Raw genomic sequence first — 16,241 nt, 5'->3', positions numbered from 1 at the left:
GCGGCCGCGCGCAACCGCAGCACGTGACACGGTCGCCGCATACGAACGCGACGTGCTGCCTCAGCTGCGCGGTTGAGCGTCGGCTTCGGCATCGCCGTAGAAGCCGACCCGAAGCAAAGCGGTGATCTCGCTGACCAAGGGCATCCGCGGATTTGTGCGGTTGCTGAGATCCTCGAATGCCGTCATCGCCAACGCGGGCAGCGCCGCAAGGAATTGCTCCTCCTCGACGCCGTACTCCCGCAGCGATCGCGGCATGCCCAGACGGTTCAGCAGATCATCAACCCCACTGAACAGCCGGCCGCGGCATTCGCCTGGCTCGTGGCCGCCGAAGATCAGCTGGCCGAGCTGCGCGTACTTGTCCGGCGCCACGTAGGCGGAATATCCCGGCGCGGGCATGAATTTGCTTGGCAGACTTGCGTTGTAGCGCAACACATGCGGAAGGAAGATACCGTTCGCCCGGCCGTGCGAGATCCCGAATTTCGCGCCGACGGCATGGGCGAGCGCATGGTTGGTCCCGACGAACGCATTCGAAAAGGCAAGCCCGGCAAGGGTTGCCGCGTTGGACATGTCGGTTCGCGCGGATAGCTCGTCGGGGTCGTCGTAGGCCCTCGGCAACGCGTCGAAGATCAGTCGTGCCGCCTGGGCGCACAACGCATCCGTGTACGGCGACGCGAAGATCGACACGATCGCTTCCAGCGCGTGAGTGAGCGCGTCGACGCCGGTGTCGGCGGTCAGTTTCGGCGGCATAGAGGAGGTCAGGACGGGGTCGACGATCGCGAGGTCGGGCACCAGGCTGTAGTCGACCAGGGTCTCCTTCTTCCCGCGCACCGTCAACACCGCCGCCGGCGAGACTTCGGAACCGGTGCCCGATGTCGTCGGGATAGCGACCAATTGGACGCGATGGCGGTCGGTCGGATAGTCGGCGACGCGCTTGCGGGGGTCGAGGAACGGCATCGTCAACTCGTCGAGGCTCTTCTCCGGGTGCTCGTAGAACAGCCGGATCGCCTTGCCGGCGTCCAGCACCGAGCCGCCGCCGACGGCGATCAGCAGATCGGGTTGGACCCGCTGCAGCAGCGCGACACCACGGCGGATGGTCGCCTCGTCGGGCTCCGGTGTCACCTCGCTGAACACCTGCACGTGCTGGGTGCGCAGCTTGCCGCGCAACTGGTCGACCACGCCGCGCTCATCGGTCAGGGCGTCGGTGATCACCACGACGATTTCGCAGTCGAGCTCGCGCAGGTTGTCCAGCGCGCCTTCATTGAAGTAGGTGTTGGACGGGACGCGGAACCATTGCGGCGGGGTGCGGCGCCGCGAAACCGTCTTGATGTTCAGCAGTTGGCGGTAGTTGACGTTCTCCGTCGTGCTCGACCCGCCCCAGGTGCCGCAACCCAACGAGAACGTGGGTGTCAGGTTGTTGTAGACCCCGCCGAGGGCTCCGACCGCGGTGGGCGCGTTGACCAGGATGCGCCCCGTGCGAACCGCCAGACCGTAGGCCTCGATGACGTCCTCGTCGTTGGCGTACACCGCCGAGGTGTGGCCCAGCCCCCCGTGCTCGGTGACCAGGACGGCCACGTCGATGGCGTGCTGGACGGAGCTTGCGCGCACCACCCCGAGAACCGGCATCAGCTTCTCGGCCAACAGCGGATGCGCCGCAAGTTCGTCCAGGCCGGCGGGAAGCTGCGCCAGCAGCACCTTCACGGTCGGTGACACGGAAAAGCCCGCGCGGGCGGCCAGCTCCGACGCCTTCTGCCCGACCGCGTCGAGCGAGACCTTGTCGCCGCAGCCGAACGCGAACTCCGCCACCGCCTTTGCCTCGTCGGGGCTGAGCAGCTGGGCGCCCATCCGCTCGAACTCGGCCATCACCTCGTCGTACACCTCGTCGTCGATGATGCAGGTTTGCTCGGCCGGGCAAATGACCGACGAGTCAAAGGTTTTCGAGATCAGGATGTCGACGACCGCGCCTTTCAGGTCCGCCGTCTTGTGCACGTAGATCGGCGCGTTGCCGGGGCCGACGGACAGCCCCGGCTTTCCCGCCGAATTGGCCAGCGCGACGATCTTCGGTCCGCCCGTCACCCAGATGAAATCGACTCCGGGATGCTTGAACAGATAGTGCGTCACCTCGTGCGCGGCGTCGGGAATGACCTGCAGCGCCCCGGGCGGCATGCCGGCGGCCTCGGCCGCCGGTCGGAGGATTTCCAGGGTGCGTTCGCAGCAGCGCACCGCATACGGTGACGGCCGGAAAAGAATGGCGTTGCGGGTCTTGGCGGCGACGATCGCCTTGAACAACACGGTCGAGGTCGGGTTGGTCACCGGGGTGATGGCCAGTACGACCCCGATCGGTTCGGCCACGTAGGCGATGTTGTGTTCGACGTCCTCGTCGATGACTCCTACGGATTTCTTGTCGCGCAGGTAATCGTGCAGGAACTCGGTGGCCACGTAGTTCTTGACGACCTTGTCCTCGAAGACGCCGAAACCCGTCTCCTCGATCGCGACACCAGCCAGTTCCCCGGCTGCGCGAACCCCGGCGCGCACCATTGCCTCGACGATCGCATCGACCTTCTCCTGGTCAAGGTTGCGGAAGGCTGCGGCCGCCGTGGCCGCCCTGTCGACGATCGCATCGACTTCGTGTCTGCGCTGCTCGACAACTTCGATGGAGGGGGTGGGCTGAGTTGGCGTAGTGGTCATGATCGGGTTTTCGATGAGGAGGGGACACTAGGGACTCCAGAATGAGCAGAAGCCAGTCCAGCGCCTAGGGCTGAAAGGCCCACGACGAGCTGGCCCGAAGGGGCCACATCTGGCGCGTCCGGACCGTCCGCGGTGCCCAGGCCTCACCGATACTGGCGCTCATGCACATCACCGTCGACCTCGACCTGTGTGAGGGTCATGGGCAGTGCCTGCTGGCCGCTCCCGACGTTTTCGACATTCCCGACGGTGCCGAACAAGTGGTGGTCCTCGAGCCGGCCCCGCCCGAAGCCGACCGGGAACGTGTGATCCGGGCGGCGGCGATGTGCCCCGCGCAAGCGATCCGAATCCTCAACTGAGGCGGTTGGTTTCGGCAACGTCATCGAGCAGCCGGTAACGGCCGGCCAGCGCGGCGGCCGCTATGCGGTTGCTCACCCGAAGCTTGTGCAGCAGCGTGGCCACCATACGTTTGGCGGTGCGCTCCGACACCAGCATCCGCTGGGCGATGTCGCCGGTTTCCACGCCGGTCGCGAGCAGCGTCCATAGTTGAAGGTCCTGGGCCGACAGGCTGTCCAGCAGTTCGGACGGCGGCTTGCGGGTGTTGCTCAGCAGCGCGTCGAGCAGCGCGCCGTCCACAACCCGCAAGCCCTCCGCGATCGTCCACAAGGGTCCCGCCAGCGCCTCGGGCCTCGCGGTCTTGGGCAGAAAGCCGTCCGCGCCGGCCCGCAACGCCTCTTCGGCCAGCGCCAGGTCCTCGGTCCCCGACAGCGCCAGTATCCGCGTCGTCGGGCGGCGCGCCTTGATGTGCCGGATGGCGGCGACCCCGCCCAGCGGCGGCATCGACAGGTCGATGATCGCGACGTCGGCGTCGCAGCGGGCCACCAGGTCGGCGGCCTCTTCCACGTACGTCGTCTGCCCGCCGACGGTGAACAGTTCGCCCCACTCGCGGGTCAGCAACAGGGCGAGGCCCTGCGCGAAAAGCTCATGGTCGTCGACGATCACCACGACATACGGCGAGCGAGTCATTGCCGCGATGCTAACCCCAACTCTATGGTCAGCTGGATGAGACCGCTCGATCAGCCCGGAACCACGGTGGACTTCGACGGCGGGGACTACGGGCTGGCCCGCACCGTCGTCGCGGTACGGGTCGCCGTCGTCATCTCCATCGGTGTGTTGCTGGCGATCGGACCCCAATGGGTCCGTCAGCACACAGCGGCCACGGTCGCGGTGCTGGGCGGCGCGATGGTTTACGCCGCCATCGTGATGGCCTACCCGCAGCTGGAGGTGCGGCGCACCCGGTACGCGTGGCTGGTCACCGCCTTCGACTCGGCGTTCACGCTGGCGCTGATCGCCCTGAGCGGGGGCGTCTACAGCCCCGTGGTCGCCGTGCTCGCGCTGGCGGTGATCGCCTCGGCGGCGCGCCTCTCCTTCAGCGAAACCCTGCTGGTCGCGCTCCTGTTGGGCGCCGCCTATATCCCCGTGGCGCTGATCTCGTCGCCGCAACGCCCCGTTACCCCGGCTCCGGCACTACAGGCCGGCTGGTCGGCGGTGTACCTGCTGTTCGTCGCGATCATCACCGCGGGGCTCTCGGCGCTCGCCGAACGCGAACACCGTTCCCGTGTGCGCGCACTGGTCGAAGCCGAGGCCGAACACGCCGCCGCCGAGGAGGAACGCGACCTGCGGGCGCGCCTGCTGCGGTCCTACCAGTCGCAGCAGGATGGACTTCAGGTGCTGGTGCACGAATTCCGCACTCCCGTCACGTCTTTGGAGGCGCTGACCGAGGCTTTGACTTCCACGACTTCGGCGCAGCCGATGTCGCAGGCCGACCGGGAAACCAGTCTGCGGCTGGTGGCCCGCCACGTGCATCACCTGGCCGACATGCTCGATGCGTTGTCCGACGTCGCGCTCAGTCGCCGCCCGACGTTCTCCGCGGGCCGGATTCGCCGCGTCGACGTGGCCGACCTCGTGGCCGCCGCCGCCGATGCGGTCGGGTTGGCGCCACCGCGGCTGCGGCTGAACGTCACCGGCGACGTCGGGGCCGTGGCCGTCAACGCCCAGGGGCTGCGCCGGCTGCTGACCAACCTCCTGGAGAACGCCTCACGGCACGGCCGTCGTGAACCCGTCGACGTCACCTGCTCGCGCGAAGGCGACGAGCTGGTCTGCACGGTGGCCGACCGGGGCCCGGGTATCCCGGCCGAAAACCTCGGTGAGCTGACCGCCAAATACGTCAGCGTCGGCGGCCAGCGCGGCACCGCGGGCCTCGGCCTGTGGATCGTGCAGCAGATCGCCGAGGCGATGGGCGGCCGGGTCGACTTCGCCGCGCGCGACGGCGGCGGCCTGATCGCTACCTTCCGCGCACCGATCGCCTGATCCAGCGTTTCCACGCGCTGGCCCGCGCAGGCCAGTGATTGGCACTCGCGTCTGTGCCGCGGCGCCGTCGCGCTGGCCAGCATGGGTGCGATGCGGCGGTGACGTGCACCACAGCACACCGCCAGAAAGGCCCCACGATGACCGCTCCAACGACCGCGCCCACCCACAAGGACATCGACCTGAGTGCCCGCGAGTTCTGGGCGAGACCGCCGGAGGAGCGCGACGCTGCCTTCGCCGTCCTGCGCGCGGAGAACCCGGTGCCGTGGAGCCGTCCCGCCGAGTCGGATCTGTTGCCCCCCGAACTCAACACCAGGGGGTTCTGGTCGCTGACCAAGCAAGAAGACATCCGGATGGCCAGCCGCCACCCGGAGATCTTCTCGTCGGCCGAGGGGATCACAATGGAGGACTTCGCCCCCGCAGCGGTGGAGATCGCGCAGTCCTTCATTGCGATGGATGCCCCGCGGCACACCCAGTTGCGCGGCATCACGACGGAGGCTTTCAAGCCCAAGAACGTGCGCCGGCTCGAGGGGTGGATCCGCGGCCACGCCCACGATCTGGTCACCGAGATGGCCCACCTGGGCCAGGGCGACTTCGTGCAACTCGTGTCGGTCAAGCTGCCCGGCCGGATCTTCGGCAGCTTCTTCGGGCTGCCCGAGGGCGACCTGCGGGACAAGGCCGTCACGGCCGCCCAGCGCCTGGTGGGTTGGACCGACCCGAACATCCGCGGCGAGCAGAGCGAGCTTGAGCTCTTCATGGGCGCCGTGATGGATCTGCACGAGGTGGCAACGGTGTTGATCCCCGAGCGGCGGGCCAATCCCGGTGACGACCTGATGACCTGGATGGTGCAGGCCGAGTTCGACGGCAAGAAGATGACCGACGACGAGCTGAAGGCGTTCTTCGTGCTGATGGGCGTCGCGTCCAACGACACCACGCGGCACGCCTCCGCCCACGCCATCGCCGCCCTCTCGAAGTTCCCCGAGCAGCGCGCACTGCTCGTCGAGGACGTCGAGGGCAGGGTCGGCACTGCCGTGGAGGAGGTGCTGCGCTGGGGATCGCCGTTGCTGCACATGCGCCGCACCGCCACCCAGGACGTCACCGTCCGCGGCTCCGAGATCAAGGCCGGCGACAAGGTGGTGCTGTGGTACTACTCCGGAAATCGTGACGAGGACGTCTTCGACAATCCGCATTCGTTCGACATCCTGCGAAACCCGAACCCGCACATCGCCTTCGGTGGCGGGGGTCCGCACTTCTGCCTGGGTGCGGCGCTCGCGCGCACCATGCTCAAGGCCTTGCTGACCGAGGTCTACACGCGCATTCCGGACATCTCGGCACCGGAGCCGCACTACGCGCTGGCCAACTTCATCAACGGCGTCAACAGCCTGCCGGCCACCTGGACGCCGGAACGATGAAGACGAAGGCGGCGGTGCTGTGGGGGCTGCACCAGAAGTGGGAGGTCGAAGAGGTCGACCTGGACGGGCCCAGGGAGAACGAGGTCCTGGTCAAGATGGCGGCCGCCGGCCTGTGCCACTCCGACGACCACCTGATCACCGGCGACATGCCGATGCAGCTACCGGTGGTCGGCGGCCACGAGGGCGCGGGGGTGGTCGTCGACGTCGGCCCCGGCGTCACAGAAGTGGCCCCGGGCAATTCGGTGGCGTTGAGCTTCATCCCGGCCTGCGGTCGCTGCGAACCGTGTTCGCGCGGCATGAGCAACCTGTGCGTGCTCGGCGCCGCCATCATCGCCGGACCGCAGCTCGACGGCACCTTCAGGTTCCACGCGAAAGGCCAAGGGCTGGGCCAGATGTGCGTGCTGGGAACGTTCTCCGAATACACGGTGGTGCCGCTGGCCTCGGTGATCAAGGTCGACCCGTCCACCGCGCTGGACACCGCCGCGCTGGTCGGCTGCGGGGTCACGACCGGCTACGGCAGCATGGTCCGCACCGGCGAGGCGCGTGACGGCGACGCCGTGGTGGTCATGGGGGTCGGCGGGATCGGGATGAACGCGGTCCAGGGCGCTCGGATCGCCGGAGCACGCATCATCGTCGCCCTCGATCCCGTGGAGTACAAGCGGTGCCGTTCGCTCGAGTTCGGCGCCACCCACACGGCGGCGACGGTGGCGGAGGCGCAAGCCCTGATCACCGACCTGACGCGCGGTCAGATGGCCGACGTCTGCGTGGTCAGCACCGATTCGGCCGAGGGGGTCTATGTCGCGCAGGCGCTGAGCCTGGTCGGCAAGCGCGGCAGGGTGGTGATGACCGCGATCCCGCATCCGGCCGACACCTGCGTCGACATGTCGCTGTTCGACCTGACCCTGTACGAAAAGCAGGTCCGCGGATCGCTTTTCGGATCGTCCAATCCGCGCCACGACATACCGCGGATGCTGGAGCTGTACCGCGCCGGTCGGTTGAAGCTCGACGAGCTCGTCACGCGTGAGTACACCCTGGAGGAGATCAACACGGGCTACGCCGACATGCACGCCGGCGTGAACCTGCGCGGGCTGATCCGGTTCTGAACCGGGCCACCGATGATCAGCCTGATCACCCTCGTCGTCATTTTCGCTGCCCCGCTCGGCATTCCGGCCGGGGTCAGCGCCGCGCACCACGCCGCCGATCGATGGCGGAGTTTCGCGCGATGGCGCCGACGGATCCGATGACACGAGCGAGGACGACATGACTGGCATTCCGCACTATCCGATGTACATCGACGGGCGTTGGCGTGACACCGCGAGCAGGGTAGAGGTGCGCGATCCCGCGACGGATGAAGTGGTCGCGACCGTTGCCCGGGGCGACGGCACCGTGGCCGACGAGGCCGTCGCCGCGGCGAAGGCGGCACATGCCTCCGGCGTCTGGCGGCTGACGCCGCCCGCCGAACGCGCCCGCATCCTCGATGCGATCGCCGACAACCTCGCCGCGCGGCTCGACGAACTGACCGTCCTGCAGGTACGCGAAAACGGTGCGACCGCACGGTCCGCGGGTGCGTTCCTGCTGGGCTACTCGATCGCCCACCTGAAATACTTCGCCTCGTTGGCGCGCTCGTACGCGTTCGAGGAAACCGGCCCCCTGATCGAGGCGCCGACGCTGGCCGCCGGGGTGCTGCGTCGCGAACCGGTGGGCGTCTGCGCCGGCATCGTGCCGTGGAACTTCCCGTTGCTGCTGGCGGTGTGGAAGCTGGGTCCGGCGCTGGCGGCGGGCAACACGATAGTGCTCAAGCCCGACGACCAGACGCCGCTGACGCTGCTCGAACTGGCCAGGGCGGCAGACGAAGTCGGGTTGCCGGCTGGGGTGCTGAACGTCGTCACCGGGTCCGGCCCGGTGGTGGGCGCCCGGCTCGCCGAACACCCCGATGTTCGCAAGGTGGCCTTCACCGGCTCCACCGAAGTCGGCAGGACCGTGATGCGCGCCGCCGCCGACAACGTCAAGCGGGTCACCCTCGAGTTGGGCGGCAAGGGCGCGAACATCGTCTGCGCCGACGCCGATCTGGACCTGGCGGTGGACGGCACGCTGTTCGGATTCCTGCTGATGTGTGGTCAGGCCTGCGAGTCCGGGACCAGGTTGTTGCTGCACGAGTCGATTCATGACGAGTTCGTGCGACGGCTGGTAGCCCGCGCGTCGACCCTGGTCGTGGGCAACCCGATGGACCCGGCGACCGACGTCGGCCCGCTGATATCGGCCAGACAGAAGGCGCGGGTGGAGAAATACATCGCGCTCGGCCAGGAGGAGGGATGCAAGATCGCCTACCAGGGCACGGTTCCCGCCGAACCGCGCTTCGCCGATGGCCATTGGGTCGCGCCGACGATCCTGACCGGGGCCACCAACGACATGCGGGTGGCGCGGGAGGAGATCTTCGGGCCGGTGCTCGTGGTGATCAAGTGCGCGGACGACGCCGACGCGGTCGCGATCGCCAACGACAGCGAGTACGGACTGTCCGCGGGGGTGTGGAGCACGGACAACGAACGCGCGTTGGCGATTGCGCGCGAATTGGAGTCCGGCACGGTGTGGATCAACGACTGGCACATGGTCAACGCGATGTTCCCCTTCGGCGGTGTGAAGCAGAGCGGTCTGGGGCGGGAACTGGGACCCGGCGCCCTCGACGAGTACACCGAGCAGAAGTTCGTGCACGTCGACATGACCAACGACCGTGCCAAACGGGTCTACGCCGTCGTCGTGTCCGCCCCCGCGGAGGCCTGATCGATGTACCCGGCCGTTTACGCGTTCGGTCGAGTTCGTCGACGACCTGCCCCGGACCCCGACCGGCAAGCTCGCCAAACACAAGCTGCGGCAGGCGGTTACGGCCCGAAGTTAGTGCCGCTCGTCAGCTCTTCCCACTTCGCGATCTCGGTGGCGCGCGCGTCCGCAACGTGGCGGTAGATGGCCAGGGCGTCCGGGCCGAGCAGTAGGAACCCCGGGGGCTCGGGCGACTCGACCGCCGCAATGATGGCGGTGGCCGCCTTGGCCGGGTCGCCGGCCTGGTTGCCGTGCATGGTGTCGTTTTCCTTGCGCCGTTTCCCGGCGGTGGCCGCGTAGTCGTCGATGACCGTGGCCGACTGGACGAGCGAGCGCCCGGCGAAATCGGTGCGGAACGCACCGGGCTCGACGATGGTCACCGAGATGCCCAGCGGGGCAAGCTCACCGCGCAGCGCGCCGCTCATGCCCTCGATGGCGGCCTTGGCCGCGGCGTAGTAACCGGATCCCACCGGTGTCACCGTTGCGCCGATCGAGGAGATGTTCACGATCGCGCCGCTGCGGCGTGCCCGCATTCCGGGCAGGACCGCCTTGATCATCGCGACGGTGCCGAAGAAGTGCGTCTCGAACAGGGCGCGCACGTCGGCGTCGTCGCCCTCCTCGACCGCGGCGCGGTAACCGTAACCCGCATTGTTCACCAGTACGTCGACGTGGCCGAACCGGTTGTGGGCCTGCCGCACGGCCGAGGCGACCTGTGCGGGGTCGGTGACGTCGAGGGCGGCCGCGAGCACCCGCTCGGGCGCGACCGACACCAGGTCGGTGACCTTCTCGACGTCACGTGCGGTGACGACGACGTTGTGACCGGCCCCGGCGACGGATTCGGCGAGCGCGCGCCCAAGCCCGGTCGAGCATCCGGTGATCAGCCAAGTGGACATGCGGGCTCCTTCTCGCCGAGACGCAGTGCAGGGCTACGCCGCGGCAATTCTTCTCTTCGATCGCCGAACATGGGCCTTCCTCATCAACTATCGTCGGTCTCAAGCAATTGATCGGCACCGGTGAAGGAAACAGGCAGTGCGGACGCTAGAAGGCGTTCTGGCCAGACACCCGTTCTTCCGCGGGATGGACCCGCGCTATTTGCAGTTGGCGGTCGGTTGTGCGGCAAACCTGCGCTTCACCGCGGGTGAGTTGATCTTCCGCGAGGGCCACCCCGCTGACAGCTTCTACCTCATCCGCGAAGGCAGGATCGCGCTCGAAACCCCCGTTCTGGGACGTGGCAGCTTGACGGTGCAGACGCTCGGAGGCGGAGACATCCTTGGATGGTCGTGGTTGGTGCCGCCGTACAACTGGCGGTTCGACGGGCGCGCCGTTGAGACGACGCGCGCCATCGGTTTCGACGGCAAGTGCCTGCGCGACAAATGCGAAGAGGACCACGAACTCGGGTACGAGCTGCAGAAACGTGTGATCGCGGTTCTCGGAGAGTATCTCGATGCGACGAGGTTCCGCCTCCTGGACATCTATGCCGATGTCATCGAATAAGAGCGGACCCGCCCGGGCGGCGGTCCTCAGCCCTCGAACTCAGGGCCGTCGAAGCGGTCGCGGGTGACGAATTCGGCGACCGGCCTGCGGCGCAGCCTGGTCGGCTGGCGCACCGGTTTTCCAAGGGGCACAACCGCGGCGACCGCGTGCAGGTCCGGGATGCCCAGCAGGCGCCGGACCCGGTCCTCGGCCGCGATGGCCATGGTCGTGATGGTGCCGCCGTAACCCTCGCCGCGGGCCGCCAGCAGGATGTTCCAGACCAGCGGGTACACCGATGCGCCGCCGGCCAGGCCGACGCGGTCCAGATCCTGATCGATCGAGGCCACGACGCTCAGGTCGACGGAAACCACAAGGACCACGGGCGCTTTCGCGATGGGCGCCACGAAGGTGTCGGGGATCTCCGTTCGGTCGATGACGTCCTGCGGCACGCCGCTGGGATAAATTGGGTTCCAAGGGTTCTCGCCCGCCTGCAGCTGAGCGAAGTAGCGGCGCGCCGCGGCCGTACCCAGCTCGGCGAGCGCGCGCCGGGTGTCGGGGTCGCGCACCACCGTGATGTGGGCGCCCTGCCGGTTGCCGCCGCTCGGCGCGAACCGGGCGTTGTCGAAGATGCGCCCCAGCACCTCGTCGGGCACCGGGTCGTCGGTGAATTCGCGCGCCGCGAACGTCGTTCGCATCACGTCATAGAGCTCCATAGGCCGCGTCACGCGCTCGCGGAGGCGCGGCGCTCCAGGCGGAAGGTGCGCTTGAATCCGGCCGGCTGCGTCGTCAGGGTCACTTCCACCGCCCCGCTGGGGGCGATGACGTAGCGCTCCTCGACGTCGGGGCCGTCCCGCCACCGGCCGACCGGCTGGCGCCCGAGGTCGTCGCGATCGCGCAGGGCCGGGTCGAAGGGGAAGAGGACCGGGTCATAGGGCGTGACGTCGCCGTCGGGCCGCCCGTTGACCAGGCGGCTGCACTCCACGAAGCGGAAGTGGCCGATGTTGTGCGCCGCGCGGTAGGTCCGCCTGACCACCAGCGGGGTGTGTCCGTCGGCGGGCAGGGCGACGTCCTTGCACACGATCGGGTCGAAGACGACGTCGGCACCCGCCTCGGCCTCGCGGAAGACCCCGAAGTTGCGCGAGAAGCGTTCGGAGAGCGCAAAATCGGATTCCTTGTCGAGGAAGACGGCCAGCCCGATGGCGGTGGCCGCAAACGGGTGCGGCGAGCGCTTCACCCGCTTGTCACCGAAGGTGGTGCGCAGCATCCGGGAGACGAGCGGGAAGCTGCCGGCGCCGCCCACGACGTAGATGCCGGCCACCTCCGACCACGTCACGTCGCGGCCGCCGGCGGCCGGGTTGTGCAGCACGCGGTCGAGCAATTGCATCGTCTTGTCGACGAGCGGCGCGCAGACCGCGTAGACGTCGTCGATCGGACAGGAGAACGGGGGCCGGTCGGTCCCGTCGACCCCGGTGAGGTCCACCAGGAAGCGGCGCGTCTGCGGCCCGACGGCCTCCTTACGCGCGGCGCACTCCTCCCGCAGCAGATCGCGGGCGGCGGCGTCCACGCCGGACAGCTGCGAGCGGGCCAGCACGAGTTCGACGATCGCCTCGTCGAAGTCGTCACCGCCGAGGCGCTGAATGCCTTCACTGACGACGACCTCGTTCGCGTGCCCGGTCATCTTGAGCAGCGAGGCGTCGAAGGTGCCCCCGCCCAGGTCGTAGATGAGGACGTACTCCCGCTTGGCGGTGATGGTGGAGCGGTACCGGTGCGCGTACTCGAGGCTCGCCGCGGACGGCTCGTTGAGCAGCGCGACGACGTGGAAGCCCGCCGCGACGAACGCGTCCAGCGTCAGCAGCCGCTGCGCGCTCGAGGCGTTGGCCGGCACGCTGATCGCGGCCTCGATGGCTTCCCCCTGGGCGAGGCTGGCGTTGGAGTGACGCAACAGGTCGCTCTTCAGCTGCGCCAGGAAGCCGGTGAGCAGGTCGGCCAGTCGATGGCTGCGGCCGGCCAGGCTCACCTCGGTCTGGGGCCCGGCCTCGTTGAGCAGACGTTTGAACGACCGCAACACCGACCAGCCGGGGTCGTGCCGGACGGCGGCGGCCTCCGCGCCGAACCGCAGCTCCCCGTCGGCGTTGGCCGCCACCACGGACGGCCACGCGTCCACCCCATCAAAGGAGACGACGGGGTAGTTGCCCCGGTCGACGGCCGCGACGACGGTGTGTGTGGTGCCAAAGTCGATGCCGACCCTCATCGCGCAATTTTAGGACCGCGGCGGGGCCCTGAAACAAGCTTTCGGCCCGGCGCGCCGCGGCCCGGCGGGTCCTCGAGTTAACGGCCACCGGTCGCATCTTCCGATGACTTTGGCCCCTAGGCCGCCCGCACGCGGCGCGGAGACGATGACCGGACCGACGAAGATCGCGTTTTGTTTCAGGAGGCACCGTGATCGAGATGCTTCACGGCTTTCCCGACGACGTGGCCGCATTCGCGATTCATGGGCACGTGACCAAATCCGATTACGACGAGGTGCTGATACCCGCCTTCGAAGACAAACTGACCCGGCACAAGAAGGTCCGGATCTATTGCGAAATCGCGTCGGATTTAACCTTTCTCGGGCCAAGTGCGGTGTGGGCGGATTCGAGGTTCGGAGTGGACCACTACTTCGACTGGGATCGGTGCGCCGTCGTCAGTGACGCAGCATGGGTGAGGCATGTGGCGAAACTGAGCGAACTTTTCGGATTCTTGTGGCCCGGGCGGTACCGAACCTTTTCGAATGCGGAGGCCGAAAAAGCGCGCCATTGGGTTTCCGAACCCGAGGGTGGTTGCGGGGCGGCATGAAACTGCGCGACGCCATCTGTTGCTGCACGCCGATGCTGGCCGGTCTACTGGCCGGCGCGGTACTCGCCCGCACACCGGTCGCGGATGCGGACAACAAGCGGCTCAACGACGGAGTCGTCGCCAATGTCTACACGGTCCAGCACAATGCCGGCTGCACCAACGACGTGCAGATCAATCCGCAGCTGCAGCTTGCCGCGCAGTGGCACACCGACGATGTGCTCGCCAACCGCGCGCTCGACGGCGACATCGGTTCCGACGGATCGACGCCGCAGGACCGGGCGAATGGCGCGGGTTACAGGGGCGGCGTCGCCGAGACCGTGGCGATCAACCCGGCGCTGGCGATCAGCGGGCTCGAGGTGATCAACCAGTGGTTCTCCAACCCGGCCTACCTGGCGGTCATGCGGAATTGTGCCTTCACGCAGATGGGGGTGTGGTCGGAGAACAGCCTGGACCGCAGCGTCGTCGTCGCGATGTACGGCGCACCCGGCGCTCGGGCGCCGGGATGAATCTTCGTCGGCTGACCGGTCCGGCCGCGGCGGCCGTCCTACTGTGCGCCGGGCCGCCCCCCGCGCGGGCGGATGCGGTGGCCTACCTCGTCAACGTGACCGTGCGCCCGGGCTACCACTTTGCCAATGCCGACGCCGCCCTGGCGTACGGGGACGGCATTTGCGACAAGGTGCGGGCGGGGGAGCGCTATGCGCAGATCATGGCGGAGGTCAAAGGGGACTTCGGCAACTCCGACGAATATCAGGCGTCGTATCTGATCAGCCAGGCCGTCGGTGAATTGTGCCCGGCGCAGATCTGGCAGTTACGACAATCGGCTGCCGGATACGTTCCGCCCGGGCCGTGACGTTATGACGACACCGGAATATGAATCGCATTCACGCCGAGTGCGTTTGGCGCCCGGGCGGCAAACATCGCGAATTCGCCTTCGCGGATTGGGCGCTCGTCGTACGCTTCCGCACAAGCGACCCCACGGTAGGCATACGGACGTCGTGACAACGGCCATATTTCCGGGCCGCAGGAGGGGTTTGCGGTGATTTCCTCAGAGTCCGTCACCAAACCCCTGCGATCGGTCGGCGATTTCTTCGCCATGTCGCTCGACACATTCGTGGCGATGTTCAAGCTGCCCTTTCCGTGGCGCGAGTTTCTATTGCAAACCTGGTTCGTGGCCCGGGTGTCCATCATTCCGACGCTGTTGCTGACGATCCCGTTCACCGTTCTCGTCGTGTTCACCATGAACATCCTGTTGGTCGAATTCGGGGCGGCCGACTTCTCGGGCACGGGCGCCGCGACCGCCTCGGTCACCCAGATCGGGCCGGTGGTGACCGTTCTCGTGGTCGCCGGCACCGGGGCCACGGCGATGTGCGCCGACCTCGGCGCGCGTGCCATCCACGACGAACTCGACGCGCTACGCGTGATGGGCGTCGACCCGGTTCGCCGACTCGCCGCGCCGCGGGTGCTGGCGGCCACCGTCGTCGCGGTGTCCCTGGTGTCGCTGGTCACCCTGGTGGGCATGGCCGGGTCGTTCGTCTTCTCGGTCTTCGTGCAGCACGTCACCCCGGGCGCCTTCGCCGCGGGTCTGACACTGCTCACCCACCTGCCCGACCTCATCCTCGGCCTGGTCAAAGGCGCACTGTTCGGGATGGCGGCCGCTCTGATCGCTTGCTACAAGGGCATTTCCGTCGGCGGCGGCCCGCAGGGCGTCGGCAACGCCGTCAACGAAACCGTCGTCTACTCGTTCGTCGCGCTGTTCGTCATCAACATCGTGGCGACGGCCGTCTACTACACGGGTCCGCAATGACCGGCGACAGCGCGCTACACCAGCGATTCGACTGGCTGCCGCACGCGGCGGGCCGCGTTGCCGCCGATTGGAATCGCGTTGGCGCGCAGGTGAAGTTCTACGCGATGGCGATCGCCGAAATGCGTACGGCCTTCGCTCGTTACGGGAAGGAGATCATCCGACTGGTCGCCCAGATGAGCCTGGGCACCGGCGCGTTGGCGGTGATCGGCGGCACCGTGGTGATCGTAGGCTTCCTGACCCTGTCGACCGGCGCGGTCATCGCCGTACAGGGCTACAACCAGCTGTCCGGCATCGGCGTCGAGGCGATGACGGGATTCATCTCCGCCTACGTCAACGTACGCATCATTTCGCCCGCGGTCGCCGGCGTCGGCCTGGCCGCGACCATCGGCGCGGGCGCGACCGCGCAGTTGGGCGCGATGCGGATCGCCGACGAGATCGACGCGCTCGAGGTGATGGCGGTGCGATCCATCGCCTACCTCGTCTCCACCCGGGTGGTCGCGGGTGTGGTCGTGGTCATCCCGCTGTACTGCGTGGCGGTGGTGTGTGCGTTTCAGGCGGCGCGGTTCGGCACGACGGGCATCTACGGCCAGTCCACCGGCGTGTACGACCACTACTTCCGCACATTTCTCAATTCGACCGACCTGCTGTGGTCGTTCGTCACCGTGATCGCCGCGGCGATCGCCGTCATGCTCGTGCACACCTACTACGGCTACAACGCGTGGGGCGGCCCCGCCGGCGTGGGCCGGGCGGTCGGTCACTCGGTCCGCACTTCCCTGATCGTGCTGACGCTGATCGTGCTGGCGATCTCGCTTTCCGTACACGGCCAGTCCGGCCACTTCAACCTCTCCGGGTAG

The 16,241-nt window shown here is 67.8% G+C and carries 16 protein-coding genes; 11 read left to right on the top strand and 5 right to left on the bottom strand.

Annotated features, from left to right (window positions below):
* Window positions 1-60 precede the first annotated feature (60 nt).
* On the bottom strand, window positions 61-2,685 hold the full coding sequence (gene adhE, locus C1737_RS11725; RefSeq protein WP_102418365.1) for a bifunctional acetaldehyde-CoA/alcohol dehydrogenase: 2,625 nt from the start codon (window positions 2,683-2,685) through the stop codon (window positions 61-63).
* A 161-nt stretch (window positions 2,686-2,846) separates the two neighbouring features.
* Here adhE and C1737_RS11720 point away from each other — a divergent pair, with 161 nt between their 5' ends.
* Window positions 2,847-3,041 (top strand): ferredoxin, encoded by a 195-nt coding sequence (locus tag C1737_RS11720; RefSeq protein ID WP_102418363.1) that lies wholly within the window; start codon window positions 2,847-2,849, stop codon window positions 3,039-3,041.
* Here C1737_RS11720 and C1737_RS11715 read toward each other — a convergent pair.
* The gene (locus tag C1737_RS11715) at window positions 3,034-3,708 is read right to left on the bottom strand and encodes a response regulator transcription factor (protein ID WP_199182826.1); all 675 of its coding nucleotides are present in this window, start codon (window positions 3,706-3,708) and stop codon (window positions 3,034-3,036) included. The genes C1737_RS11720 and C1737_RS11715 overlap by 8 nt on opposite strands.
* A gap of 36 nt (window positions 3,709-3,744) precedes the next feature.
* Here C1737_RS11715 and C1737_RS11710 point away from each other — a divergent pair, with 36 nt between their 5' ends.
* From C1737_RS11710 to C1737_RS11695, 4 genes are all read left to right on the top strand, one after another.
* The gene (locus C1737_RS11710) at window positions 3,745-5,052 is read left to right on the top strand and encodes a sensor histidine kinase KdpD (protein ID WP_102419908.1); all 1,308 of its coding nucleotides are present in this window, start codon (window positions 3,745-3,747) and stop codon (window positions 5,050-5,052) included.
* 137 nt (window positions 5,053-5,189) lie between these two features.
* A complete protein-coding gene (locus C1737_RS11705) occupies window positions 5,190-6,461 on the top strand; it encodes a cytochrome P450 (RefSeq protein ID WP_102418361.1) in 1,272 nt (423 codons plus the stop codon).
* The gene (locus C1737_RS11700) at window positions 6,458-7,564 is read left to right on the top strand and encodes an NDMA-dependent alcohol dehydrogenase (RefSeq protein WP_102418359.1); all 1,107 of its coding nucleotides are present in this window, start codon (window positions 6,458-6,460) and stop codon (window positions 7,562-7,564) included. The genes C1737_RS11705 and C1737_RS11700 overlap by 4 nt, the downstream gene beginning before the upstream one ends.
* Window positions 7,565-7,721: 157 nt before the next feature.
* A complete protein-coding gene (locus C1737_RS11695; RefSeq protein WP_102418356.1) occupies window positions 7,722-9,239 on the top strand; it encodes an aldehyde dehydrogenase in 1,518 nt (505 codons plus the stop codon).
* Between the two features lie 98 nt (window positions 9,240-9,337).
* On the opposite strand, the gene C1737_RS11690 is transcribed toward C1737_RS11695, so the two are convergent.
* Window positions 9,338-10,168, bottom strand: coding sequence for an oxidoreductase (locus C1737_RS11690; RefSeq protein WP_102418353.1), 831 nt, complete (start codon window positions 10,166-10,168; stop codon window positions 9,338-9,340).
* A gap of 184 nt (window positions 10,169-10,352) precedes the next feature.
* Here C1737_RS11690 and C1737_RS11685 point away from each other — a divergent pair, with 184 nt between their 5' ends.
* Window positions 10,353-10,769 (top strand): cyclic nucleotide-binding domain-containing protein, encoded by a 417-nt coding sequence (locus C1737_RS11685; protein WP_199182825.1) that lies wholly within the window; start codon window positions 10,353-10,355, stop codon window positions 10,767-10,769.
* 26 nt (window positions 10,770-10,795) lie between these two features.
* Here the strand turns inward: C1737_RS11685 and C1737_RS11680 are convergent, their stop codons facing one another.
* Together C1737_RS11680 and C1737_RS11675 are read right to left on the bottom strand one after the other, a co-directional pair.
* Window positions 10,796-11,461 (bottom strand): nitroreductase family protein, encoded by a 666-nt coding sequence (locus C1737_RS11680; protein ID WP_102418350.1) that lies wholly within the window; start codon window positions 11,459-11,461, stop codon window positions 10,796-10,798.
* Between the two features lie 8 nt (window positions 11,462-11,469).
* Window positions 11,470-12,999, bottom strand: a complete 1,530-nt coding sequence (locus C1737_RS11675) for an Hsp70 family protein (protein ID WP_102418348.1) — start codon at window positions 12,997-12,999, stop codon at window positions 11,470-11,472.
* A gap of 197 nt (window positions 13,000-13,196) precedes the next feature.
* Between C1737_RS11675 and C1737_RS11670 the strand changes: the two genes are divergently transcribed.
* From C1737_RS11670 to C1737_RS11650, 5 genes are all read left to right on the top strand, one after another.
* The gene (locus tag C1737_RS11670; RefSeq protein ID WP_231980407.1) at window positions 13,197-13,583 is read left to right on the top strand and encodes an STAS/SEC14 domain-containing protein; all 387 of its coding nucleotides are present in this window, start codon (window positions 13,197-13,199) and stop codon (window positions 13,581-13,583) included.
* Window positions 13,580-14,089 carry a CAP domain-containing protein gene (locus C1737_RS11665; RefSeq protein ID WP_068096402.1) on the top strand — a complete coding sequence of 170 codons (510 nt, stop codon included), beginning with the start codon at window positions 13,580-13,582 and terminating at the stop codon, window positions 14,087-14,089. Before C1737_RS11670 ends, C1737_RS11665 begins: the two co-directional genes overlap by 4 nt.
* Window positions 14,086-14,433 (top strand): DUF732 domain-containing protein, encoded by a 348-nt coding sequence (locus C1737_RS11660; RefSeq protein WP_102418346.1) that lies wholly within the window; start codon window positions 14,086-14,088, stop codon window positions 14,431-14,433. Before C1737_RS11665 ends, C1737_RS11660 begins: the two co-directional genes overlap by 4 nt.
* 243 nt (window positions 14,434-14,676) lie before the next feature.
* Window positions 14,677-15,387: an MlaE family ABC transporter permease gene (locus C1737_RS11655; protein ID WP_369804457.1), complete on the top strand. Its 711-nt coding sequence runs from the start codon at window positions 14,677-14,679 to the stop codon at window positions 15,385-15,387.
* Complete coding sequence (locus C1737_RS11650; protein WP_068096408.1) at window positions 15,384-16,241, top strand: ABC transporter permease; 858 nt, start codon at window positions 15,384-15,386, stop codon at window positions 16,239-16,241. The genes C1737_RS11655 and C1737_RS11650 overlap by 4 nt, the downstream gene beginning before the upstream one ends.

The sequence above is a fragment of the Mycobacterium sp. 4858 genome, assembly GCF_900240975.1.
In the GTDB taxonomy this organism is placed as follows: domain Bacteria; phylum Actinomycetota; class Actinomycetes; order Mycobacteriales; family Mycobacteriaceae; genus Mycobacterium.
This window is presented reverse-complemented; position numbering and strand designations above follow the sequence as displayed.